Annotated in this window: 24 protein-coding genes; 1 reads left to right on the top strand and 23 read right to left on the bottom strand. The window is 61.3% G+C overall.

The window, feature by feature from the left end; genetic code table 11:
- Positions 1 to 16: 16 nt before the first annotated feature.
- From dxr to rpsP, 23 genes are all read right to left on the bottom strand, one after another.
- Entirely contained in the window at positions 17 to 1,204 is a 1,188-nt protein-coding gene (gene dxr, locus AB5758_RS00165; RefSeq protein WP_368141133.1) for a 1-deoxy-D-xylulose-5-phosphate reductoisomerase, read from the bottom strand.
- Positions 1,204 to 2,103 (bottom strand): phosphatidate cytidylyltransferase, encoded by a 900-nt coding sequence (locus tag AB5758_RS00160; RefSeq protein WP_271736527.1) that lies wholly within the window; start codon positions 2,101 to 2,103, stop codon positions 1,204 to 1,206. Before AB5758_RS00160 ends, dxr begins: the two co-directional genes overlap by 1 nt.
- Positions 2,104 to 2,105: 2 nt before the next feature.
- A complete protein-coding gene (gene uppS / locus AB5758_RS00155; RefSeq protein ID WP_055309876.1) occupies positions 2,106 to 2,900 on the bottom strand; it encodes an undecaprenyl pyrophosphate synthase in 795 nt (264 codons plus the stop codon).
- Position 2,901: 1 nt separating this feature from the next.
- On the bottom strand, positions 2,902 to 3,438 hold the full coding sequence (frr, locus tag AB5758_RS00150; RefSeq protein WP_368141134.1) for a ribosome recycling factor: 537 nt from the start codon (positions 3,436 to 3,438) through the stop codon (positions 2,902 to 2,904).
- Positions 3,439 to 3,440: 2 nt separating this feature from the next.
- Positions 3,441 to 4,163, bottom strand: a complete 723-nt coding sequence (gene pyrH / locus AB5758_RS00145) for a UMP kinase (RefSeq protein WP_040359955.1) — start codon at positions 4,161 to 4,163, stop codon at positions 3,441 to 3,443.
- A gap of 118 nt (positions 4,164 to 4,281) precedes the next feature.
- Positions 4,282 to 5,151, bottom strand: coding sequence for a translation elongation factor Ts (gene tsf / locus AB5758_RS00140; protein ID WP_022094736.1), 870 nt, complete (start codon positions 5,149 to 5,151; stop codon positions 4,282 to 4,284).
- Positions 5,152 to 5,196: 45 nt separating this feature from the next.
- Positions 5,197 to 5,925 (bottom strand): 30S ribosomal protein S2, encoded by a 729-nt coding sequence (gene rpsB / locus AB5758_RS00135; RefSeq protein WP_006236109.1) that lies wholly within the window; start codon positions 5,923 to 5,925, stop codon positions 5,197 to 5,199.
- 219 nt (positions 5,926 to 6,144) lie between these two features.
- Positions 6,145 to 7,053, bottom strand: coding sequence for a tyrosine recombinase (locus AB5758_RS00130; RefSeq protein WP_229108111.1), 909 nt, complete (start codon positions 7,051 to 7,053; stop codon positions 6,145 to 6,147).
- Positions 7,054 to 7,061: 8 nt separating this feature from the next.
- Positions 7,062 to 8,399: a methylenetetrahydrofolate--tRNA-(uracil(54)-C(5))-methyltransferase (FADH(2)-oxidizing) TrmFO gene (trmFO, locus tag AB5758_RS00125; RefSeq protein ID WP_368141135.1), complete on the bottom strand. Its 1,338-nt coding sequence runs from the start codon at positions 8,397 to 8,399 to the stop codon at positions 7,062 to 7,064.
- 14 nt (positions 8,400 to 8,413) lie between these two features.
- Positions 8,414 to 9,349, bottom strand: a complete 936-nt coding sequence (locus AB5758_RS00120) for a DNA-processing protein DprA (protein ID WP_138374170.1) — start codon at positions 9,347 to 9,349, stop codon at positions 8,414 to 8,416.
- Entirely contained in the window at positions 9,346 to 10,869 is a 1,524-nt protein-coding gene (locus AB5758_RS00115) for a YifB family Mg chelatase-like AAA ATPase (protein ID WP_138374169.1), read from the bottom strand. The genes AB5758_RS00120 and AB5758_RS00115 overlap by 4 nt, the downstream gene beginning before the upstream one ends.
- Complete coding sequence (locus tag AB5758_RS00110; protein WP_055285132.1) at positions 10,869 to 11,354, bottom strand: YraN family protein; 486 nt, start codon at positions 11,352 to 11,354, stop codon at positions 10,869 to 10,871. The genes AB5758_RS00115 and AB5758_RS00110 overlap by 1 nt, the downstream gene beginning before the upstream one ends.
- A gap of 189 nt (positions 11,355 to 11,543) precedes the next feature.
- Positions 11,544 to 12,332: a ribonuclease HII gene (rnhB, locus tag AB5758_RS00105; protein WP_138374168.1), complete on the bottom strand. Its 789-nt coding sequence runs from the start codon at positions 12,330 to 12,332 to the stop codon at positions 11,544 to 11,546.
- A gap of 93 nt (positions 12,333 to 12,425) precedes the next feature.
- The gene (rplS, locus tag AB5758_RS00100) at positions 12,426 to 12,767 is read right to left on the bottom strand and encodes a 50S ribosomal protein L19 (protein WP_006236098.1); all 342 of its coding nucleotides are present in this window, start codon (positions 12,765 to 12,767) and stop codon (positions 12,426 to 12,428) included.
- A 210-nt stretch (positions 12,768 to 12,977) separates the two neighbouring features.
- Positions 12,978 to 15,728 carry a pyruvate, phosphate dikinase gene (ppdK, locus tag AB5758_RS00095; RefSeq protein WP_368141136.1) on the bottom strand — a complete coding sequence of 917 codons (2,751 nt, stop codon included), beginning with the start codon at positions 15,726 to 15,728 and terminating at the stop codon, positions 12,978 to 12,980.
- A 266-nt stretch (positions 15,729 to 15,994) separates the two neighbouring features.
- The gene (locus tag AB5758_RS00090; RefSeq protein WP_347478520.1) at positions 15,995 to 16,870 is read right to left on the bottom strand and encodes a pyruvate, water dikinase regulatory protein; all 876 of its coding nucleotides are present in this window, start codon (positions 16,868 to 16,870) and stop codon (positions 15,995 to 15,997) included.
- Between the two features lie 34 nt (positions 16,871 to 16,904).
- Positions 16,905 to 19,001, bottom strand: a complete 2,097-nt coding sequence (gene glyS, locus AB5758_RS00085; RefSeq protein WP_368141137.1) for a glycine--tRNA ligase subunit beta — start codon at positions 18,999 to 19,001, stop codon at positions 16,905 to 16,907.
- 3 nt (positions 19,002 to 19,004) lie between these two features.
- Positions 19,005 to 19,916, bottom strand: a complete 912-nt coding sequence (locus AB5758_RS00080; protein WP_138374988.1) for a glycine--tRNA ligase subunit alpha — start codon at positions 19,914 to 19,916, stop codon at positions 19,005 to 19,007.
- Between the two features lie 59 nt (positions 19,917 to 19,975).
- Positions 19,976 to 20,539 (bottom strand): signal peptidase I, encoded by a 564-nt coding sequence (gene lepB, locus AB5758_RS00075; RefSeq protein ID WP_138374987.1) that lies wholly within the window; start codon positions 20,537 to 20,539, stop codon positions 19,976 to 19,978.
- A gap of 2 nt (positions 20,540 to 20,541) precedes the next feature.
- Entirely contained in the window at positions 20,542 to 21,300 is a 759-nt protein-coding gene (gene trmD, locus AB5758_RS00070) for a tRNA (guanosine(37)-N1)-methyltransferase TrmD (RefSeq protein ID WP_138374986.1), read from the bottom strand.
- A gap of 10 nt (positions 21,301 to 21,310) precedes the next feature.
- Positions 21,311 to 21,802 carry a ribosome maturation factor RimM gene (gene rimM / locus AB5758_RS00065; protein WP_225094251.1) on the bottom strand — a complete coding sequence of 164 codons (492 nt, stop codon included), beginning with the start codon at positions 21,800 to 21,802 and terminating at the stop codon, positions 21,311 to 21,313.
- Positions 21,803 to 21,836: 34 nt separating this feature from the next.
- Positions 21,837 to 22,082: a KH domain-containing protein gene (locus tag AB5758_RS00060; RefSeq protein ID WP_171021534.1), complete on the bottom strand. Its 246-nt coding sequence runs from the start codon at positions 22,080 to 22,082 to the stop codon at positions 21,837 to 21,839.
- Between the two features lie 42 nt (positions 22,083 to 22,124).
- Positions 22,125 to 22,466: a 30S ribosomal protein S16 gene (gene rpsP / locus AB5758_RS00055; RefSeq protein ID WP_022094749.1), complete on the bottom strand. Its 342-nt coding sequence runs from the start codon at positions 22,464 to 22,466 to the stop codon at positions 22,125 to 22,127.
- A 201-nt stretch (positions 22,467 to 22,667) separates the two neighbouring features.
- Here rpsP and dinB point away from each other — a divergent pair, with 201 nt between their 5' ends.
- Entirely contained in the window at positions 22,668 to 23,921 is a 1,254-nt protein-coding gene (dinB, locus tag AB5758_RS00050) for a DNA polymerase IV (protein WP_368141138.1), read from the top strand.
- Positions 23,922 to 24,126: the final 205 nt, after the last annotated feature.

Below are 24,126 nucleotides of genomic sequence, written 5' to 3'. Positions count from 1 at the left end.
AAGCAATCCTTATGGGTTAGGAACGGGTTGCGGAGAGTACCTGCGCAGCCTTTTCACGCGCCCACGCATCGATGTCGCGAAGCTGCTCAAACGAATCGACCGCCTGCATATCGTGGGCATCCATGCAGGATTCCACAATGCGATCGATATCGGTAAAGCTGCAGCCATCGTGCAGGAAGGCATCGACGGCGACCTCGTTGGCGGCATTGAGCACGCACGGCATGGTGCCACCCGTCTTGCCGGCACGCTCGGCCAGTGCCAGACAGCGGAAGGTATCCATGTCGGCAGCATCAAACGTGAGCTGCCCCAGCTCGCGGAAATCGATACGAGGCGCCGGGGTATCCCAACGCTCGGGATACGAGAACGCGAACTGGATGGGAATACGCATGTCGGAAGCACCGAGATGCGCCATCACGGAGCCGTCGGCAAACTCGACCATAGAGTGAATCTTGGACTGACGCTGCACGACCACGTTAATGAAATCGAGGTCGCAGTTAAACAGATGCATGGCCTCAATGCGCTCCAGGCCCTTATTCATGAGGGTGGCGGAGTCGATGGTGATCTTAGCACCCATGGCCCACGTGGGATGTGCGAGGGCATCGGCACGCGTCACGCGATTTAGCTCGTCGCGCGTGCGGCCAAAGAACGGACCGCCCGAGCAGGTGAGCCAAATACAATGAGCCTCGCGCGGGTTCTCCCCCAGATAGCACTGGTAGATGGCGGAGTGCTCAGAGTCGACTGGAATAAACTGGCCCGGTTGCGCCAACGGCATAAGCAAGTCGCCACCGACGACGAGGGACTCCTTGTTGGCAAGGGCAAGACGCTTATTCGAGGTCAAGGCCGCATGGCTCGCCTCGAGACCGGCGGCACCCACAATAGCGACGAGTACGCAGTCGACATCGTCGCGACGCGCGAGCTCGCAAACCGCCTGCGCGCCAACGCCGAGCTTCGTTCCCTCGGGCAACTCCTGCAGCACGGCGTCATCGCCATGAGCGACATCGGCCACGGCAACCGCCGAAACCGAGAACTCGCGGGCAGCGGCAACAAGCTCGGAGGTACTGGAGTTAACGGACAGCGCCGTCACCTGCAGGCGATCGGCATGCTGGCGGCACACATCGAGCGCCTGGGTGCCGATGGAGCCCGTACAACCCAGGATGGCAACACGGAGGCGTCCATCGGGGCCATACGTCGTCTGGAATGACATTACAGCACGCCTCCGATCATCAGCATCAGCTGCGCGGTGATGCAGCCGAAGATAAGCGAATCGCTACGATCGAGCATGCCGCCGTGGCCCGGGATAAGGTTGCCGGAATCTTTGACGCCCACACCGCGCTTGATGCGCGACTCGATAAGGTCGCCGATAACGCCCAGAATGGACACGACCACGCCGCACAGCAGCGCATAGGGCAGGCTGAGCTTGAAGAAATGCGTCGCCCACAGGATGAGCCAAATCAAAACCGAGCCCAGGATGCCGCCAACAAACCCCTCCCAGCTCTTTTTGGGAGAGATCTTGGGAACCATCTTGTGTTTGCCGATACGGCTACCCACGATATAGGCAAACGAATCGGAGACCCAGAGAGACGCGCAAACACCCACCGAAAGCAGGGCGCCGGCAAAACCGGGCACGGCATCGCGCAGCAGCACGATAGCCGACAGCATAAAACCGGTGTAGATGGGACCCATGAGTGTCACGGCAACATCGGATATACGGGTACGCGGCGACCAGACATACCAAATGCCCACAGCGAGCATCAGGGCAAAAAGCAGGGCATTCAGCAGCATCGAATCGCCCAACGCCGACAGCGGAAAGAGCACGGCGGCAGCGATACCCATGCGCTCGTTAGCCATCTTGCCATCGAGCCTTGTCATACGGAAAAACTCATAGCAGCACAGACCGCTCATGACGGAAACAAAGATGGCCGTGGGCACGATACCCAAAACCAGGCACAGGATAAAGACAACGGCGTAGACGATACCGGCGGCGGCACGGGTAATAAAGCCCGCCAGCCACGAACCGGTGCCGCTCTTCACTGCAGGCGTTCCCGCAGTGGCAGCTTTGCGCGCAGGCGTCTTGGGAGCAGATGCCTTGGGACGATCGGACACGATTAAGCCTCCTCGGTCTTGCTCAGTCCACCAAACCTACGGTCACGGCCCTGATAGGCCAAAATGGCGTCGACAAGGCCCCAACGATCAAAGTCGGGCCAATAGGTATCGGTGACGTAGAATTCGGAATAAGCCACCTGCCACAGCAGATAGTTCGAAAGGCGCAGCTCACCAGAAGTGCGAATCACAAGCTCAGGATCGGGAAGGCCGGCGGTATAGAGGTGGGAAGCCACCATGTCGTCATCAATTGCGCCAGGATCGATCTTACCGGCGGCAGCGTCGAGTGCGATCTGACGGACAGCGCGGGTAATCTCGGCACGCGCGCCGTAGTTGACGGCAAGCGCCAGCGTCATGCCGGTGTGATTGGCGCACTCGGCAAGACCGCGTTCAAAAACGTCGCGGGTCTTCTTGGGCAGCGCGGAAATGTCACCCAAAAAGACAACGCGCACGTTTTCGCGCTTCAGAAGCGGCAGCTCGTCGATAAACGTCTTGGCAAACAGGTGCATCAAGACGTTGACCTCATGCTGCGGGCGGTTCCAGTTTTCGGTAGAAAACGCATAGGCCGAAAGCACGTCGACGCCCAGACGCACGCAGGCGGTAATAATCTCACGAAGGGAGACGATACCCGCCTTGTGGCCCTCGGTGCGTGCAAGACCGCGCGATGTGGCCCAACGACCATTGCCGTCCATGATGCACGAGATATGGTGCGGAATGTTATTGAGGTCAAGGTCGGAAAAACCGACGCCCGCAGGGGCGTCGGCAAAGTACTCGACCAGTTTATGCTCGTCGTATTGCACCTTAGATCTCCATGACCTCGGCTTCTTTTTCCTTCAGAAGCTCCTCGACCTTGGCGACATACTCATCGGTGTGCTTCTGGACCTTGGCCTGCTCGCGACGGACATCGTCCTCGGTGAGCTCCTTATCGCGCTCAAGCTTGTTGTTGAAGTCGCGACGGATGTTACGGATAGACACCTTGGCCTGCTCGGCGTACTCGCGGCACTCCTTGACGAGCTCGCGACGGCGCTCCTCGGTGGGAGCCGGGAACGGCAGACGAACGACGGTGCCATCGGAGTTGGGGGTAATACCCAGATCGGAAGCGCCGATGGCCTTGACGATAGCGTTGATGAGTGCCTTGTCCCACGGCTCGATGAGCAGCATGTGGGCCTCGGGGGTCTTGACGGCGGCAACCTGCGTGACCGGCGTGGGAACACCGTAATAATCGACGGTGATGTCGGACAGAATGTTGGCATTGGCGCGGCCGGTACGGACCTTGGAGAAGTTATGCTTGAGGGACTCGAGCGACTTGTCCATATGGGCGGTGATGTTCTCTGCCATGCTTAATCCTCCTGATAGACGAGCGTGCCGACGGGCTCACCCGCGAGCGCGCGCTTGACGGTGTCCTCGCCATCGATGTTGAGGACCAAAATCGGCATACGGTTATCCTGGCACAGTGCCGTAGCGGTGGAATCCATAACCTGCAGACCGCGGACGAGAACCTCGTGATAGGTAATCTTGTCAAAACGGACGGCATCAGCGCACTTGACGGGATCCTTATCGTAGATGCCGTCAACCTTGGTGGCTTTAATCAGAATCTCGGCGCCGATCTCGCACGCACGAAGAGCCGCGGCGGTGTCGGTCGTAAAGTACGGATTGCCCGAACCGGCGGCAAAAATAACGACGTTGCCCTTGGAAAGGTGGTTGATGGCGCGACGGCGAATATAGGGCTCGCAGATCTCGTTCATCTGGATAGCGCTCATCACGCGGCAGGGAACATCGTTATGCTCGAAGGCATCCTGCAGGGCGAGCGCGTTCATAACGGTTGCCAGCATGCCCATGTAGTCGGCCTGAGCACGCTCCATGCCACCGGCAGCGCCTGCCATGCCGCGGAAAATATTGCCGCCGCCGACAACGACGCCGACCTCATGGCCAACGGCGAGCAGCTCCTTGACCTGCTTAGCAAGATGGTCGGTAACCTTGGGGTCGATGCCATATTGGCCGTCGCCCATCAGCGCTTCGCCGGAAAGCTTAAGAAGCACGCGTTTATATCGGATGTCGGACAAAGCGATCCTCCTTTAGATTGAACTCTCAACATTCTATCAAAGGCTCTAAGAAGAGCCATGAAAAAGCAGGCTGTGAGTAAAACCCACAGCCTGCTCATTACCAGCTACAAGAGCTTATTTACTCGCCACGGACCAGACGGTCAAAGGCAACGACGGTAATGGTGTCGCCGAGCTCCTTGGAGACCTGCTCAGCGTACTTCTTGATGGTGAGGGAGCTGTCCTTGATGAACTCCTGCTCGGTGAGCACGGACTGCTTGTAGAACTTCTCCAGACGGCCGACAGCCATCTTCTCCTGGATAGCCTCGGGCTTACCGGACTCGGCAGCCTGAGCCATGTAGATCTGCTTCTCGTGCTCGACGGTCTCGGCCGGAACCTGATCGCGGGTAGCGCAGATCGGGGCGACGGCGGCAACCTGAAGGGCAACGTCGTGAGCGAAGGTCTTGAAGGATTCAGCCTGAGCGGTCTCAGCCTTCTCGAAGGCGAACTCGACGAGGACGCCGATCTTACCACCCATGTGGATGTAAGAAGCGAGCGCGCCGTTCTCAGCCTTGCGGGCAGCGAAGCGGGAGATCTTCATGTTCTCGCCCATGATGTGAATCATCTCGGTGAGCTCGGAGGAAACGGTCTCCTCGCCCATCGGCTTCTCGAGCAGAGCGTCGACGTCAGCAGGCTCGGTGGTAGCGACAACCTCAGCGACCTTGGAAGCAAAGCCGGTGAACTTGGCGTTAGAGCCAACGAAGTCGGTCTCGCAGGAGAGCTCGAGCAGAGCGCCGGTCTTGCCATCCTCGGAGACGAACGCGGCGACAGCGCCCTCGTTGGTCTCACGGCCAGCCTTCTTGGCAGCCTTGGCAAGGCCGTTCTTACGCAGAACGTCGACAGCGGCGTCCATGTCGCCGTCAGCCTCGACGAGAGCCTTCTTGCACTCCATCATCGGGGAGTCGGTCATCTCGCGGAGCTGCTTGACCATAGCGGCGGTAATCTGGGCCATTGTGGTTCCTTTCAAAGAGATGAAAAAGAATTAACTAAGACTGATTTACTCGGCCTTGGGCTCAGCGGCCATCTCGGCCTCGGAGACCTGCTCCTTACCAGAGCCAGCGAGGCAGGCGTCAGCCATGAGCTCGCACATAAGGGTGACAGCGGAGATAGCGTCATCGTTGCAGGGGATGCCGTACTCGACCTCGTCGGGATCGGAGTTGGTGTCGATCAGGGCGACGACGGGGATGTTCAGGCGCTGAGCCTCCTTGATGGCGTTCTCCTCGCGCTTGGTGTCGATGACGAAGAGAGCCTGGGGCAGACCCTTCATGTCGCGGGCGCCACCGAGGTTGGTCTGGAGCTTGGTGAGCTCCTTGCCGAGAACAGCCTGCTCCTTCTTAGGCAGAACAGCCATGCGGCCGTCCTCGACCATGGCCTCGAGCTCCTCCATGCGGTTGATGCGGGAGCGGATGGTGACGAAGTTGGTCAGCATACCGCCGAGCCAACGCTGGTTGATGTAAGGCATGTTGGCGCGCTCAGCAGCGTTCTTGACGGCCTCCTGAGCCTGCTTCTTGGTGCCGACGAACAGCACGTTGCCACCCTTGGCGACGTTCTTGACGAAGGTGTAGGCCTGGTCGGCGTCGAGGATGGTCTGCTTGAGGTCGAGGATGTAGATGCCGTTGCGCTCACCGAAGATGAACGGCTTCATCTTGGGGTTCCAGCGACGGGTCTGGTGACCGAAGTGGCAGCCGGCCTCGAGCAGGGTGCGGATATTAATCTTGGTAGCCATGTTAAACCTCCTGTGGTTTGCCTCCGCGCGGGGTCATCCTCCAAAACCAACCCGGACATGTGCTACCAAAGCCCGGGCACCACGGTATGAAGTAGCCGCGCGTGCGTGATAAAAACATGTTGCCGTGAAGCAACCCGATGAATGATAGCAGGAATGCCTCTTCCTGCCAACCCGCAATCAAAACCACACACCTGAGTGCGGCGCGGGACGTCCCAGCCACTATTCGCCGCGGGGATGGGCTTGAGCCACGGCACGTTTAAGCCGATCGGGTGTGAGATGCGTGTAGATCTGCGTCGTGGACAGGCTCGCATGACCTAGCAGCTCTTGAACCGAGCGCAGGTCCGCACCGCCCTCGAGCAAGTCGGTCGCAAAGGTATGGCGCATCGCATGCGGGGCGATGTCAGCCGGAATGCCGGCGAGCGTCGCCAGCGTATGGAACCGCCGCCGGAGCATCGCGGAGCTCATGCGATTGCCGCGCGCCGATATAAGCAGCGGATGCGGCCCGGTAGCGAGGTCGCGGCGCTTTGCCCGAGCGAGCAACTCCGGCCTCCCCTCTTCAATATAGAGACGCGTCACATCGAGCGCACGACGATACAGAGGGACGATACGCTCCTTGCTCCCCTTGCCCCACAGGCGCAGCGTGCGCTCGGACCATGAGATGGATTCCACATTGAGCGCCGCAAGCTCTGAGATGCGGGCACCCGAGGCATAGAGCAACTCGAGCATCGCCGCATCGCGCAGTCCCGCGGGTGTTGAGGTATCAGGCGTCTTGAGCAGCGCCTCGACCTGCTGGGTCGTAAGGACGCCCGGCAGGTCACGCGGCAGCTTGGGCGACGCGATCGCCGAGACCGCATCGCCCTCGACAATCCCCTCGGCAGCCATCCAGCGATAGAGAGATCGGATAGCCGACAGGTGCGCCGCAAGCGTTCGGGGAGCTACCTGCTCACGCGAAAGCTCAGCAAGATAGCGACGAATGGTGCGCACGTCGGCAGCGAAAGCATCAATATCCTCGCGCTCGCACCAGGCAGCAAAGCGCTCCAGTCTCGAGCCATAGGCCGTCACCGTGTTGGGAGAAAGCCCCTCAACGCGTGCGATATAGGCGATAAAAGAGTCGACGGTGTCGTACAGGTCAAAGGCTATGACCGGTCGCCTCCAAACAAGTCGGAACGCGTGGCCAAGTAGGCATCGAGGGCCTCGAGCGCACGGTCCGCATAGGCCTGATAGCGGTCGCGCTTGCTGCGGCGCTTACCGTCCTCGAGCGGCGGCACCAGGCCAAAGTTGACATGCATGGGCTGATAGCCCACGGTGGCAGGATCGGTCGCATAGCCCACGAGCGCACCCAGGGCGCCCACGCGGGGCAACTCGACGGAATCGGCGCCGATAGCCTCTGCATAGGTGTTGAGCGCCGCGAGCAGACCGGTCGCCACGGCTTCCATGTACCCCTCGGTGCCGGTGATCTGACCGGCCAGGCGCACGCCGGTACCGGGCACGGCAAAGGTGCCATCGAGCACGTGCGGGGCGTCGACAAAGGTATTGCGGTGCATGACACCGTAGCGGAAGAACTCAGCGTTCTCCAGGCCCGGCACCATATGGAAGACGCGCTTCTGCTCGCCAAAGGTCAGGTTGGTCTGGAAGCCCACCAGGTTATAGGCGGTCTTCTCCTTGTTCTCGGCACGCAGCTGAATCGCCGCCCAAGGGCGACGTCCGGTACGCGGGTCGGTGAGGCCGACGGGCTTCATGGCGCCAAAGCGAATGGCGTCCTTGCCGGTGCGCGCAACCTCCTCGGCAGGCTGGCAGGCCTGGAACAGATCGCCGCCCTCAAAGTCCTTGAGCACCACGCGGTCGGCCGTGGTGAGCGCCTCGATAAAGGCCTCGTACTCCTCCTTGTTGAGCGGAGCGTTGAGATAGTCGCCGCTCCCCTGCTCCTCGTAGCGCGACTGCGAAAACAGCACGTCCATATCGAGCGTGGAGGCATCGACGATCGGCGCCGCGGCATCGAAGAACGCAAGGGCGTCGCCACCGACGAGCTTCATGACCTCTTCGCTCAGCGGCGGTGAACACAGCGGGCCCGCGGCAATGACCACGTGGCCCTCGGGGATCTGGGTGACCTCGCCGTGAACGACCTCGATATTGGGGCGGGCGGCAACCTCAGCCTCGACGAGCTCGGAGAATGTAACACGGTCGACCGCCAGGGCGCCACCAGCGGGAACAGCAGCGCGATGGGCGCAGTCGAGCAGGACTGAACCCATGCGCTCAAGCTCGGCCTTCAGCAAACCAGCCGCGGAATCCGGACGGGTCGACTTAAACGAATTGGAGCAGACGAGCTCTGCCAGGTGATCGGTATGGTGAGCCGGGGAGCTCACCTGGGGGCGCATCTCGCACAGCTTTACGGCAAACCCGCGGTCTGCCAGCTGGATCGCGCATTCCGAACCCGCCAGACCGCCACCGATAACCGTCACCTGATCGAACTGCATCTGCAAACACCTTTCTAATTGACACGTTTTCCATTGTGACCGAAGGGCGTCTGGGCGTGAAGGGCAAACTTGGAGGGCGCATACCTTCCATCCATCATGCGCTCGATAAGGCCCTCGAGTTCAAGCGAACCCAAGAGTTTGAGTACGCCGACAGCATCGAGTGAGACGAGCGCCGCGATGTCGTCGACCTTGAGCGGAGAGGCGATGAGCGCATGCATCACGGTCTGCTGTGTTGGATTCAGGTCGGCAATGCCGGGAGCATCGGGGCGCGAGTAGCGCAGGGTGCCGTATATGCGAGAGATAGCCATCTCGATGGACTCCTCGTCGACAATGCAGCAGGCACCGTTCGCAATGAGGTAATTCGTGCCACGCGACTCGGGCGATAGGATCGACCCCGGCACGGCAAGAAGTTCGCGCCCCAAATCCATAGTAGCCTCGGCTGTAGAAAACGTCCCGGAAGGCATACCCGCCTCGGATACAAAGAGGGCTTGCGACAGGGCCGCGATCACGCGATTGCGACGCGGAAAGGCAAACTTGCGCGGACCCATGCCCCACGGAGAGATCGACACGACCGCGCCGCCCGTATCGAGCGTGCGCGTAATAAGCCCCGCGCTCGAACGCGGGTAGACCACGTCGGCGCCCGTCCCCAGCACCACGACGTGTTTGCCGCCGGCGTTGACCGCAGCCCAACCCGAGGCCTGGTCACAACCGACCGCACCGCCCGAAACTACCGTCACTCCCGCCTCAACCGCCACCTTCGCCGCAAGCTCTGCCACGGCAAGACCATACGGCGAGGCCTTTCGCGCACCGATGATGGAGAGCGCGGGCGTCGAAAGCACCTCGGGGTTGCCGCGCACATAGAGCGTCTGGGGTACATCAGATAGCTCCAAAACGCTCTCGGGATACAACGCATCACCTGGATGCAGCTCGAAGGTCCCCTCAGCTATCATTGGTCCCTCCTTCCCTGGTACATCGCCGCCTCGAGCACGTGGTCCTGCGTCACTTGCTCGCTCTCGGCGACGTCAGCGATTGTACGCGCGATACGCACCAGGCGTACGATGCCGCGGCCCGTGAGATGCGTGCGTTTGGATAGGCCAAGTACGCATTTCTCGGCAGCATCATCGAGCTCGAAGGTCGAAACGACGCCGTCAATAGACCGCGTCTCGTCATCCTCGGCCTCGGCATCCGCATCGTCCATACGGAACTCGCGCCAGGCGCGAAAGGCACGACCGCGCACAACGTAGTCACGTAACTCGGCCGACGACATACCCTCCGCACCCTCGATAATCACTTGAGGGTCGGGACGGGTCACATCGATCATCATGTCGATACGGTCGGCCAAGGGACCGCGCAGTTTAGACCGATAGCGCTCGACCATCGCCGCCGAGCAGCGACACGGTACCTCGCGATCGCCCAAAAAGCCGCAGGGGCAGGGATTGCTCGCAGCCAGCAGCTGAAAGCGCGACGGGAAGGTAAAAGCCCCGTCGACGCGTACGATCCTCACGTAGCCGCGCTCGATGGGCTGACGCAGCGTCTGCAGCACGCCAGTGGGAAACTCGGCAAGCTCGTCCAAAAAGAGCACGCCGCCATGAGCAAGGCTGATCTCACCCGGGTGCACCGGGCGCCCGCCGCCGATAAGGCCTGCGGTCGAAATACTGTGGTGGGGACTGCGGAAGGGGCGGTGCCCCGCCAACAAGCCATCAATGTTCTCACCCAAAACCGAATGGATGCACAGTGCCTCCTGCTGATCCTCAACGGAAAGCTCGGGCAGGATGCCGGTCATACGGCGTGCGAGCATCGTCTTGCCCGATCCCGGAGACCCGATCATGAGCAAGCCGAGTTCTCCTGCCGCCGCAAGCGCCATGCCGCGTTTAGCGACTTCCTGCCCCAGCACGTCTGCATAGTCGAGCTCGGGCTCAAAGGTCGCCTCGACACCCTCGGAATCCAAGTAGTGCCGTGCGGCATCGCCCATGCCGTGAGCAAGCTGAGACAGATGGTCGATAAAGCCGCAATCTACGCCCGCGAGTGGCACATGCTGGTCGGACCTGCCGGCGATAAAAGACAGCCCCATGTCGCGAGCCAATAGCTGAAACGCCACCTCGCCCTTGACGGGAAGCACCGTACCGTCCAGACCAAGCTCACCTGCGATAAGGCAGCGATCGAGGTTGTCACGGGGAATCTGCTCATCGGCCGCTAGAACCGCGATGGCGATGGGCAGGTCAAAGCCGCTACCGGTCTTGCGGATATCGCCGGGTGCCAGGTTAACGGTAATGCCCGAGCGCGGGATCTCGAACCCGGCGGAGCGCATCGCGCAGCGAATACGACCGCGTGACTCCATCACCTCCATACTCGGGATGCCGAGCATCTGAATGCCCGGAACGCCGCCGGCAAGCGAGACCTCGACCGTGACGTGAATCGCCTCGACGCCGCGGATGCAGGCCGCGTGAACGGCAAACGTCTCGAACGCCATCACGACACCTGCCAATCGAACGCGTTGTACTGATGCTCGATCTCGGCGATATGCCCGCCGCGAATGGTGACACCCACTGCATCGAAGCGGATCGCCTTGAGCGGATAGTGCTCCATGAGATAGCAACTTGCGATACGGCGATACCGACGCTGCTTTTGGGCATCCACGGCCTCCTCGGGAAAGACCCGCGTGGTGCAATCCAGGGCGACGCGCCTGGTCTTGACCTCGGCCATCACCACGACATCGTCAAGCTCATCGAGCAGCACCAGATCGGCCTCGCCCTCGGTGCAACGATAACCCTGCTCCAGCAAGGTGTAGCCGCGCTCGTTAAAGTAGTCGATGGTGATCAGCTCGCCCAGCATGCCCAGCTCACGGGGACTGAGTCCCTTGATAAACTCGGGCGTCATCGCCCCGCAGTCGAGCTCGCCGTTTTCCCAACGCTCCTTGAGCTGCTGCGTCTTGCTCTTTTTGCTTGCGGCACTCATGGGGTCTCCTTTCCCGCACACTGCATTGCCCCGATGATGAGGGCACCTTTCATGCGGGTAAGTACAGGAAGCAAACCAAAAGCTGACCAAATGCCGTCAAAAAAAGGGCCGTACGCAGCAATGCTGTTGCATACGGCCCGCTACCAGCAGGTTTATAAAACCCTAGAGGTCCCTGTCTCCACAATTGACCTAGAAAAGGCGCTCAGTCTGCAGAAAGTTTCCGCAAAAGCTCACACGATGCAGTGGACAAAGTCCATGTTTTCGAATGGCCTCGATGTGCTCGGGGCTCGCATAGCCCTTCGATTCGGCCAGATGGTACTCGGGGTACTCGGCGTCGTACTCGACCATCATCTCGTCACGCGTGACCTTTGCCATGATGGATGCCGCGGCGATACAGGCGATCTTGGCATCGCCCTTCACCACGTCGCGCTCATTGGGAACGGCGCCCAAGGGGTTGCCATCCATGAGGACGCAGTCGGGTTCAAGTCCCGTATCGGCCACCGCACCCGCAACGGCAGCGCGGATGGCGCGGGCCATACCCATCTCATCGATATCTGCAGGAGCGATATGGCAAAAGCCGATAGCAGTCGCCACCTCGGCAATCTTAACCGAGAGCAGCTCGCGGCGCGCCGGCGTGAGCTTTTTGGAATCGTTGATGCCCCAGATGCGCGGCTCCATCGGAAGGCACACGGCACACACGGTCAAGGGCCCCGCTACCGAGCCACGGCCCACCTCGTCGACGCCCACGACCACGCCATCACCGCCGAGCTCATGCATAAGCTCGTACATGCCGTTGACGCGCTCGCGCTCGGCAAGCTCCTTGGCATGGCGCTTAAGGGCACGCTCGCAAGCCTTGATCACCTGCTGGCGCGGGTCCTCGCGATAATGCTCCACGAGGGCGGGGATCTCCTCAAACGTTGCGCTCGCTAGCTCTCCGGCAACCTGCGATGCCGAAACCGAGCTCGTCATATTGGCCATACCAGGCCCTCCTTGCATGCAAATCAGATAAAAAGAAGGGCCACCCGAAGGTGGCCCTTGTGTCCAAACGAGTGGACAGACGCTGCGATCTTCTTAGCGCTTCTCGGGGATGCGAGCAGCCTTGCCCACCTTGTCGCGGAGGTAGTACAGCTTGGCGCGACGGACGCGACCATGACGAACGACCTCGAGCTTGGCGATCTTGGGGCTGTGAAGCGGGAAGGTACGCTCAACACCGACACCGAAGGACATCTTGCGGACGGTGAAGGTCTCGCGGGCACCGGCGCCGGCCATGCGGATGACGTCGCCCTGGAAGACCTGGATGCGCTCGCGGTCGCCTTCCTTAATGCGGTAGTGAACCTTGACGTTGTCGGCGACGCGAACCTGAGGAATGTCCTCGCGGATCTGCTGACGCTCGATTGCGCGGATGTAATCCATGTGCAATTCCTTACTCTTCTAGAGGTGCCGTACCACCTTGGCCGGCACGTAGTTGAACAAACGTATTCGAGTATACACGCGCGGGTTTCTGCTGCAAGAACAATTTTTTACGCAGACAAAAAGACAAAACCCGCACATGATAACCGTCCGCCTCACGAATGAGACGGACGGCATGAAGGGGGGCTACGTTAGGCGTCTGAACCCAAAACGTTACGCGGAGCGCTTCGCCTCGAGCTTGGCCTGGGCGGCAGCCAGGCGTGCGAGGGGCACGCGGTAGGGCGAGCAGGACACATAGTCCACGTCGGCCACGTTGAACAGGCCCTTAATGGATTTGGGGTCGCCGCCGTGCTCGCCGCACACGCCAAAGTGCATGTCGGGGTTGGTGGCGCGGCCCTTCTCGACGGCCATGCGCACCAGCTCGAGCACCGCGGTATCGATGGTCTCGAAGGGATTGTCCTTCAGGATCTTCTTATGCATGTACAGCGGGATGAACTTAGCCTCGGCGTCGTCACGCGAGAAACCGAAGGTCGTCTGGGTGAGGTCGTTAGTGCCAAAACAGAAGAAGTCTGCATAATGGGCGATCTCGTCAGCGACCATGCAGGCGCGCGGCAGCTCGAGCATCGTGCCCACGGGAATATTGAGCTCGACGGCCTCTTCGTCGGAAACCTCGGCGATTACGCGCTCGATAACCTCGCGGATCTGGACATGCTCGGCCGTGATGGAAACGAGCGGAACCATGATCTCAGGGCGCGGATCGACGCCTTCCTTGATAAGACGGGCAGCAGCCGTAGCGACGGCGCGAACCTGCATGAGCGGCAGATCGCTAAAGACGACGGACAGGCGCACACCGCGCAGGCCGAGCATCGGGTTGGACTCGACCATACCGTCAATACGACGCAGACGGGTGCGCAGGGCGGCAAGCTCTTCCTCGTTGGCGCCAGCGGCTTCCTTCTTGGTGATGGCGACCTCGAGCTCGCGAGGATCATCCAGGAACTCATGAAGCGGCGGATCGAGCAGCCGGACGACCACATCGCGACCGGACATGGTCTTGAACATCGCCAGGAAGTCCTCGGTCTGAACCTTGAGCAGGTCGGCCAGGGCCTGCTGCTTCACGGTCTCATCGTCAGACAGGATAAAGCTCTGGATGATGTTCTTGCGATCGCCCAGGAACATGTGCTCGGTGCGGCACAGGCCAATAGCCTCGGCGCCAAACTCGAGGGCGAGCTCGGCATCCTCGGGATTGTCGGCGTTGACGCGCACATGGTTGGCATGGCCACAGGTCTCGTCCAGGCGAATCTCGTCGGCCCAGGACAGGATGGTGTCCAGGTCGCCGGTAAGCTCGGCGGAGGCCAGGTCGACGGGACCGTCGACGACGATGCCCTGGGTGCCGTCGATGGAGATGACATCGCCCTCGTGCAGTACGCGGTCGCTGCCCTCGATGCGCACGACCTTCTCGGCGGCGTCAATATGGAAGCGCTCAACGCCGCAGACGCAGGGCGTACCCATGCCGCGGGCGATAACGGCGGCATGGCTCGTCTTGCCACCGTGGCTGGTCAGGATGCCCTCGGCGGCGACCATGCCCTTCAGGTCGTCGGGGTTGGTCTCCCAACGAACCAGAATGACCTTGTGGCCCTCGTTGGCGCGCGCGACGGCGTCATCGCTCGAGAACACGACCTCGCCCACGGCGGCACCGGGGCTGGCGTTCAGACCGCTGGCCAGCGCCTCGTACTTCTTGGAGGCGTCAAACTGCGGGTGCAGGAGTTGGTCGAGCTGCGCGGGATCGATGCGGCTCACGGCCTCCTCGCGGGTGATCAGGCCCTCCTCGACCATTTCGATAGCGATGCGCAGGGCGGCGGTGGCGGTGCGCTTGCCCACGCGGGTCTGGAGCATCCAGAGCTTGCCCTGCTCGATGGTGAACTCGATATCGCACATATCGCGATAATGATCCTCGAGCGTCAGGAACACGCGCTCGAGCTCCTCACCTGCGGACTCGAGGCCCGGGGTGGTCTTGAGGTCGGCAATGGGCTCGGTGTTGCGGATGCCGGCGACGACGTCCTCGCCCTGGGCGTTAACCAGAAAATCGCCGTAGAACTCCTTGGTGCCGTCGGCCGGGTTGCGCGTAAAGGCGACGCCGGTCGCAGAGGTCTCGCCCTTGTTGCCAAAGGCCATGGCCTGCACGTTGACGGCGGTGCCGAGGTCGTCGGAAATGCCATGCTGCTTGCGGTAGATGCAGGCACGCTCGTTCATCCAGCTGCCAAAGACGGCCTGGATGGCAAGGCGTAGCTGAAGCTCCGGGTCGTGCGGGAAGATGGGCTTGCCGTCAGCGACCTCGAGCTCGGGATACAGGGCGGCATCGACGTTCTCGGAGAAGATGCCCTTAAAGGTCTCGACGAGTTCCTGCAGGTCCTCGGCCGAAAGCTCGGAGTCGACGCGAACGCCGGCGACCAGGCGGGCCTGGGTCAGGGCGTTCTCGAACAGGTCGGCATCGACACCCATGACGACGTTTGAGAACATCTGGATAAAGCGGCGGTAGCTATCCCAGGCAAAACGCAGGTTTTGCGTCTGGGCAATGAGACCCTGAACGGAGTCGTCGTTGAGACCCAAGTTGAGGACCGTGTCCATCATACCGGGCATGGAGAACGGAGCGCCCGAGCGAACCGACACGAGCAGCGGATCGGAGGCGTCGCCGAGCTTTTTGCCGCAACGGGCCTCGAGGTCTGCCTCGGCAGCAACGATCTCATCGAGTGCGCCCTCGGGCCACACGTTGCCGGCACCGGAGTACTCGACACAGGTCTGGCAGGTAATGGTAAAGCCACCGGGAACCGGCAGGCCGATACGGCTCATCTCGGCAAGGTTTGCGCCCTTGCCGCCAAGCACGAAGTTCATGGACTTGTCGCCCTCAGTGACACAGGCGCCCTGGGCGTCGGTCCCAAAACGGTAAACCCTCTTGCAATCGCTCACGATACTTCCCCTTCCATACGCTCTCGCGCACGACCGTGGTGACGAATCGACCCGCCGGTTACGGGCCGTGAGGGAACTATACGGCGGGCTTTATGCCGACATGAGAAGAGGATGCGCGGTTTGGTAAACGTGGTAAATGCGGCGGTAAACGGTAGGTAAAGGTGGTTACCTTATGGAGATACCACTACAAGAAACTCGCAGGTCAAATGCAAGTTATTTGCTAAATCGCTTTATCAGTATCAGGTTTTTTAAGCTAATCCAATAAGCTAGCTTTGTTGGGTGCGGCGGGCGGCACGGCGGGCTCTTGCCTCTTGAATTTCTTCGAGGTGGGCAATGATCTCGGAGGCACTCTCCTCGATCGCCTTGCCGTCGGTGCGCACCACAAAGCAACCCAGACGTTTCATGAGGGCACGAGCCTCCTCGAGCTCGCCGCGCACGCTCTCGGGCTCGGCATAAGAGCCGGCGACGGCGCGGGCATAGTCGTCGCCCAGGCGGCTATCGCGAATCTCGGCAATCACATCGACGGTCGAAATTAGGCCGAACAACCGCATCGGATCGACCTCGTAAATCGACTTGGGCGGCTCTATGCCCTGGGCCAACGGAACGTTGGCGACCTTGTAGCCCTGATAGGCCAAATACATCGACAGCGGCGTCTTGGACGTGCGGGATACACCCAGCAGCACGATATCGGCATCCGACAGATCATCGCAGCCGCGCCCGTCATCGTGCTCAACGAAATACTCCATAGCCTCGATACGATGGAAATAGCGATCGTCGGTCTTGTGAATCACACCCGCAACGCCCTTGAGAGGCACGCCAATAAGCGACGACAGCACGGCAAGCGTCGGGCCGATCAGGTCGACCGAGCGAATGTGCAGCATGCCCAGATAATCGAGCACGCGGGCGCGAAGCGCTGGGTCGACGATAGTGTGGAACACGGCAATATCACGATGGTCCGCATCGACGCGCGGACCCACAAACGACTTGACCTGCTCCACCGAGTTCACCTTGGGCAGGCGCAAGAGACGAAAAGCCCCTTCATCAAATTGCCCGGACGCCGCAAGCACCACCTCACAAGCGGTATCACCGAGCGAGTCGGAGATAACGATAACGGTGGGACGAGCGGTGACCGGGCAATCCATGCGGGGCTCCTTTTGCGCTTATGCGCAGGCTGGCTTACTTTTTGCGGGCAAGCTCACCGATGTTGGCGATGCCGGAGAAAACGGCCTCGAAGCGGTTGAGCAGCTTAAGGCGATTATCGCGGAGCTGCTCGTCCTTGTCCATGACCATGACCTCATCGAAGAAACGGTCGATGGGCGCGCGCAGGGCGGCCAGAGCGGCAAACGCGGCAGGATAATCCTCGGCGGCGAGAGCGGCGTCGACGGCGGTCTGAGCGGCCTCGGAGGCATCGGCAAGCGCAAGCTCGACCTCGCCCATCAGGGCGCGATCATACTCCGCGCCCAGCTCGGGCTTGGAGATGTGCGCCGCGCGGGCGTAGGCGGTTGCCAGGTTGTCGAAGGTCTCGGCGTCGTTCTTGCGGGCCTCATCGAGGGCGGCGCAGCGGGCGAAGAAGAGCGACGGGGCAATGATGTGCACCGCGGAGACGGCGGCAACGGTGTCGGCCGGAATCTTCTCGTCGCGGGCCATGCTCACCAGACGGCCGTGGAAGAAGTCACGAACCTGCTGGGCGACCTCGGCGGCGTCGAACTCAATGCCCTGCTCGCTATAGAGCTCGAGCGCAAAGTCGATGAGCGACGTGGGGTCGATCGGCAGACGGTCGCGCAGGATGTTGATGATGCCGATGGCGGCGCGACGCAGCGCGTACGGGTCGGACGAGCCGGTCGGGGGCTCGCCGATGGCAAAGATACCCGCAATGGTATCGAGCTTGTCGGCACAGGCCACGATGCAGCCAGCGGTGCCCTCGGGCAGCTCATCGCCGGCAAAGCGGGGACGATAGTGATCGCGAATGGCGTGGGCGACCTCGTCGTTCTCCCCCATCGCGGAAGCGTAATAACCGCCCATAACGCCCTGCTGGCTCGTGAACTCAACGACGGCGTTGGATACAAGGTCGGCCTTGCACAGGTGAGCGGCGCGAGCGGCATCGGCGGCAAGGTGGGCGCCCAGATGGGCCTCGCGGGCGATGGCGAGCGCGAGCTGCTCAATACGCTCGGACTTGGCGAGCACGCTACCGAGCTTCTCCTGGAAGGCGACCTTGGCCAGACGCTCACGGAACTCGTCGAGGGAAATCTTCAGGTCCTCCTCGTAGAAGAACTTGGCATCGTCCAGACGGGCACGCACGACGCGCTCGTTGCCGTCGATCACGCGCTCGGCGTTCTCGGGCTTGCTGTTGGAGACGACCACGAACTCACGCGTGAGCTTGCCCTCGCCGTCATAGATCGGGAAGTAGCGCTGGTTGGTGAGCATGGACTCGCAGATGATCTCGTGCGGGACCTTGAGGAACTCCTCATCGAAGGTACCGACAAGCACCGTCGGCCACTCGCAGAGGTTGATGACCTCCTCGAAGACCTTCTTGGGCGTGTCGACATGGCAACCGGGGCGCGCAGCCTCGACCTCGGCGATACCGGCAAGGATGGCTTCACGACGACGCTCGGCAGAAAGCACGCCGGCGTCCTCGAGCACCTGCTCGTAGACGGCGGGGCTGGCGACCACATGGTCACCAGGGCCAAGTACGCGATGACCACGCGTGGTGTTGCCACTCGTCACGTCGGCAAACGACACGGGCACAACATCCTCGCCCAAAAGGCAGCAGATCCAGCGGACCGGACGAACAAAGGTCGCATGCTCGTGACCCCAACGCTGGCTGCGGTAGTTGGGCCACTGCAGGCCGGCGATGGTCTTCTCGCACAGAGCGGTCAGAATCGGCGTAGCCGGTGCGGAGGGAATGTTCTTCTCGGCGAACACATACTCGCGACCGTCAGTGTCCTCGCGACGGACCAGGTCCTCGGCAGCCACACCGCACTTGCGAGCGAAGCCCTGGGCGGCCTTGGTGGCGTTGCCGTCGGCATCAAAGGCAATGTTTGCCGCGGGACCACGCTTGACCTCGTGAACCTCATCGGTCGCGGTGGCGACGTTAGCCACGAGCGCAGCCAGGCGACGCGGGCTCGAGATCACGCGGACCTCGCCGTGGGCCAGACCGGCCTCGTCGAGACCCTTGGCGATCATGGTGCCAAGCTGCTTGACGGCATTGTTCAGCGGCGCGGAGGGCATCTCCTCCGTACCGATCTCAAACAGGAAATCCTTAGCGTCTGCCATGGCTTACGCCACCTCGCCTTCCTGATCGGCATTCTCGTTGACTTCGGCGACCTCGGCCATATAGGCCTCGCAGCACGCCTTAGCGACGGCGCGGACGCGCAGGATGTAGTTAGCGCGCTCGACCGCGGACAGGGCGCCACGGGCATCGAGCAGGTTGAAGGCGTGGCTGCACTTCATGACGCAGTCATATGCCGGCAGCGGCAGCTTGCGCTCCAGGCAGGAGTGGCACTCGGCCTCGTAGTCGTCAAACTTCTGACGCATCATCTCGACGTTGGCGACCTCAAAGTTATAGGCACTGAACTCGCGCTCGTTCTCGAGGAACACGTCGCCATAGGTCATGGGCGTTCCGTCGGGCAGGTAGCTCCACACCAGGTCGTAGACGGAGTTGACGCCCTGAGCGTACATGGCAATGCGCTCCAGGCCATAGGTGATCTCGACGGGCACGGGATCGACCTCGATGCCGCCCACCTGCTGGAAGTACGTAAACTGCGTGACCTCCATGCCGTTGAGCCAGACCTCCCAGCCAAGGCCCCAGGCGCCGAGCGTCGGGCTCTCCCAGTCGTCCTCGACAAAGCGGACGTCATGGTCGTTGGGATCCAGGCCAATGGCGGCCAGCGAACCTAGGTAGAGCTCCTGGGCGTTGACCGGCGACGGCTTGATGAGCACCTGGAACTGATAGTAGTGCTGCATGCGGTTGGGGTTCTCGCCGTAGCGGCCGTCGGCGGGACGGCGGCAGGGCTGCGCATAGCAGGTGCGCCACTCGGCGGGACCGAGCGAGCGCAGCGTGGTCGCGGTATGGAAGGTACCGGCACCGACCTCGGAGTCATAGGGCTGCATAATGACGCAGCCCTGCTCGCCCCAGTACTGCTGGAGGCGCAGGATGATGTCTTGGAAGGAAAGCGATGAAGCGTTCATGCCTCTAATATCCCCTCGTCGAAACGATTACACGGTTAGGTACTGTACTATAGCGGTTTTTAGTCGATAGCGCCGATGCGGTTGAGCGGCCAGTAGCGCACAAGCGCCACAGCGATCAAATCAGAGCGATCGACGGGACCAAAGTAGCGTGAGTCGGCAGAGTTTTCGCGGTTGTCGCCCATCACCCACACGCACCCGTCGGGAACGGTGTAGGGATAGCTTACCTGAGCGCCGGGCGCTTGGACCGAAAGTGGCCAGCTCATGCCCGTCGTATAGTCCTCGTCGAGCGCTTGGCCGTCAACGACCACCTTGCCATCCTGCAGGTCGACCGTCTGGCCGGCCGTGGCAATAACGCGCTTGACAAGAACATCATGCTCGGAGGTGCCATCGGGGTTGTGAAACACCACGATATCGCCCTGCTTGACGGGCTGACCGAGCTCGAGGCTCACCTTTTGCGCCAGGATCTGGTCGCCAATCTCGATTGTGTCCTCCATAGAGCCGGTGGGCACCACAAAGGGCTCGACCACAAACGAGCGAATCAAGAAGGTGGCGACCAGTGCGATCGCGATGACCGCGATCCACTCAAAAGCACCCCTCAACGCGGAATGTTGCGTAGGAACCATTCTCACTCCTCGCTCTGCGAATACGAAGCGTCCAAAATCTCCTGCGCGTAAGCGCGCTCCTCGGGCGTGAGCCGCGCTGTCTCGATCAGATCGGGACGCCAGCGGCAGGTGCGCTCGATGGCGTTCTTACGACGCCAGGCATCGACCTTGGCGTGATCGCCGCTCACAAGCACCGGCGGCACGCCCTCGCCGTTGAACTCGGCGGGGCGGGTGTACTGCGCGTACTCGAGCAGTCCTCCGTCCTCGGCGGTCGAGAATGACTCGTCCACATTGCTCATCTCGTCGCCCAGGGCGCCGGGAATCAGGCGTACGACGGCATCGGCAACGACCATAGCGGGAAGCTCGCCGCCCGTGAGCACGTAGTCGCCGATCGACAGACGCTCATCGGCATACGCATACGCGCGCTCGTCGACGCCCTCGTAGCGGCTGCACACAAACAGCAGGCGCTCACTTTTGAGCAGGCGCTCGGCCACATGCTGCGTAAAGGGCTCGCCACAGGGGGTGAAGAACACAACCGTGGGCTTGGGACCCTCTGCGCCAATGGCCTCGATGGCCTCTGCGATAGGCTCGACCTTCATGAGCATGCCCTGCCCGCCGCCGTACGGCTCGTCATCGACGGTACGATGGCGGTCGTGCGTCCAGTCGCGCAGGTTATACGCCTTGAAATCAAAAAGGCCGGCCTTGCGGGCGCGGCCCAAGATCGATGTGGACATGACGGGCTCAAACATCTCGGGAAAGACCGAAAGGGTCTCGATCAGCATGTTGTCCTCCCTACTTGTCCATATCGATCAGGCCGTCCATAACGTGGACGGAAATTGTTCCTGTGTCGGGAAGATCGAGCACGACCTGCTCGATCACGGGAATCAGTACCTCGCCGTACCGATCGCCCTCGACAACCCAAACATCGTTAGCGAGCGTCGACATGATCTCGACGATCGTGCCGAGCGAACCGAAGCGCTCGTCGACCACCTCGCGACCCATCAGGTCGGTATAGGCAGCGTCGAGCGAATCGAGCTCAAAGTCGTCACGATTTGCCAGCACGTAGCATCCCGTGATGCCCTCGGCGGCCGTCAAGTCGTCAATGCCCTCAAACGAGACCAGATCGCCATCGCCCGTATCGGTGACGGACACGACCGTGCAAAAGCGGTCGCGCTTGAGCGCCGGCGGCGTCAGGGCGACGCGCATACCAGGCTCTAATACAGAAGGAAGCCCCCGCAGCGGCTGCGCGAGGACCTCCCCCTTCCTTCCGTGCGGCTTGACCACACGGGCGATGTTTTTGTACTGGGACCTCAAGGTCCTAGCCCAGAACCTCTACCTCGACAGCAGTGTCGAGGCGAGCGGCCAGTGCACGGGCGAGCGTGCGAATGGCCTTGATGGTACGGCCACGACGGCCGATGACCTTAGCGACGTCATCCTCGGCGACCGAAACCTCAATCGTAGAGGCGTCGTCACCATCGATGACCTCAAGGCTCACGGAATCCGGGTCGTCGACGATCTGAACAACGAGATATTCGACGAGATCGGCGATGCGATCTGAGAGCATTGCCTCACCCTCGAGCTGTGCAGCGTCAACCTCAGGCACGATTTACTCCTCGGCGCCCTCAGCGGCCTCAGCGGCAGCCTTAGCGGCCTCGGCCTCTTTGGCGAGCTGCTTCTTGGACTTCTTGACGACGGTCTCGGTCTTCTCGCCCTCGTTGGCGGCCTTGACCAGAGCGGCGACGGCGTCGGTGAGCTGAGCGCCCTTGGACTGCCAGTCGGCGATCTTCTCGAGGTCGAGGTTGATGGTCTTGGGGGCGGTCATCGGGTTGTAGCGGCCAACCTCCTCGATGATACGACCGTCACGCGGGGCGCGGGAATCGGCGACGACGACACGGTAGTACGGACGCTTCTTAGCGCCGTGACGAGCAAGGCGAATCTTGACTGCCAAAGGAAACTCCTCCAACCAAGCAGCTTTAGGCTGCAACTACAAACAAACAGTTGAACATAATACGCCATCGACGCGGGCAGGTGAAGTCCGTGAGACCAACTTCTTCGGTGTAGTCGAGGGCAAATCCATATCTTAGACAAGAATTCGGGATTTGCAAGCACATACACGCACCCCACATGAGCTGCGCGGTATACTCATGACATGGAAAGACGCGAACATACATACGGTTATGAGGATGCCACAGGCGTCACGCCGCCTCCCTGGACGGGTCCGGCGGTGGGCCTGATGGACCTCGATGCGTTTTTTGCGAGCGTGGAGATGCTCGATCATCCCGAATGGCGCGGCAAGCCGCTCATCGTGGGCGGAGACGCCGATTCGCGTGGCGTCGTGTCCACGTGTTCGTATGAGGCACGTCGCTTTGGCGTGCACTCCGCCATGCCCTCAGCCGAGGCGCGGCGCTTGTGCCCGCAAGCCATTTGGACGCACGGGCACTTTGATCGCTACCGCGAGGTGAGCGCGCACGTTATGGCAATTCTCGCCGACGAGACCCCGCGCGTTGAGCGCGTATCCATCGACGAAGCCTTCATCGATATCACACCGGGTCGCTTTGCGCCCGAAGACCCGCTGCTGGTTGCGCGGCGTATAAGCGGTCGCGTGGCAGAGCTGGGAGTGACATGCTCCATTGGCGTGGGCTGCAACAAGACGGTCGCAAAAATCGCAAGCGAGCGGGATAAGCCGTTTGGGCTGACCATCGTGCGCCCCGGAACCGAGCAGCGCTTTTTGGCCGCGCTGCCGGTATCTGCCATGAGCGGCATCGGGCGCTCGGCCGAGGAGCGACTGCGCCGCATGCGCATCTACACCCTCGACGAGCTATCACGTGCACCGGAATCCACCTTGGCCTCTATTTTTGGCGTCAACGGCGAACGCATGCGCCAGCGTGCGCAAGGACTCGAAATCTCCGAAGTCACGAGTCTCGATGAAGAGCGTGAGGTCAAGTCGGTCAGTAATGAACGCACCTTTGCGAAAGATTTGACTGAGCGTGGGGATATTGAGGCGGCGATTGCGCTGTTGGGAGAGTCAGTGGGACGCCGCCTGCGCCGTCAGGGGCTGACGGGTGCCACGGTAACGCTCAAGCTTAAGTATTCGTATGGCAGCGGGCGTACGGCACAGCGCCGGCTGCCTCATCCGACCGACGATGAGAACATCTTCGTGGCGGTTGCACTCGAACTGCTCGACAACATCTGGCAGGATGGCATGCATGTTCGCTTAGCGGGCATCGGCATGAGCGACTTCGACCACCAAGGCGGCATCCAGACTGACCTGTTCTGCGAGATCGATGACCGCGGAGCCCAATCCAGCGACCGCCGCGACCTCTCCGTCGCCATCGACGCCGTCCGAGACAAATTCGGCGACACCGCCCTTTCCTTCGGCCGCCAATCCCGCTTCAATAACTAGTCTTTTTTGGACGGGGGGTTGCTGCCTTCCGTCCGACACGGCATTGGTAGTCAATTTGGGACGGGGCTATTTTAGCTACCCCTATATATCGGTTGAGATTCATTCGGCCTAATTCATTCACCGTCAGCCAAAGGGTAGCTAAAAAAGCCCCGTCCCAAATTGACTACCCCGGATGTCCGGTTTGGCGGCCGCAGCAAAATTATCC

The organism is Collinsella aerofaciens (genome assembly GCF_040926405.1).
Classification (GTDB): Bacteria; Actinomycetota; Coriobacteriia; order Coriobacteriales; family Coriobacteriaceae; genus Collinsella.
Note: the sequence above shows the minus strand (reverse complement) of the source record. Positions and strands in the feature narration are given on the sequence as shown.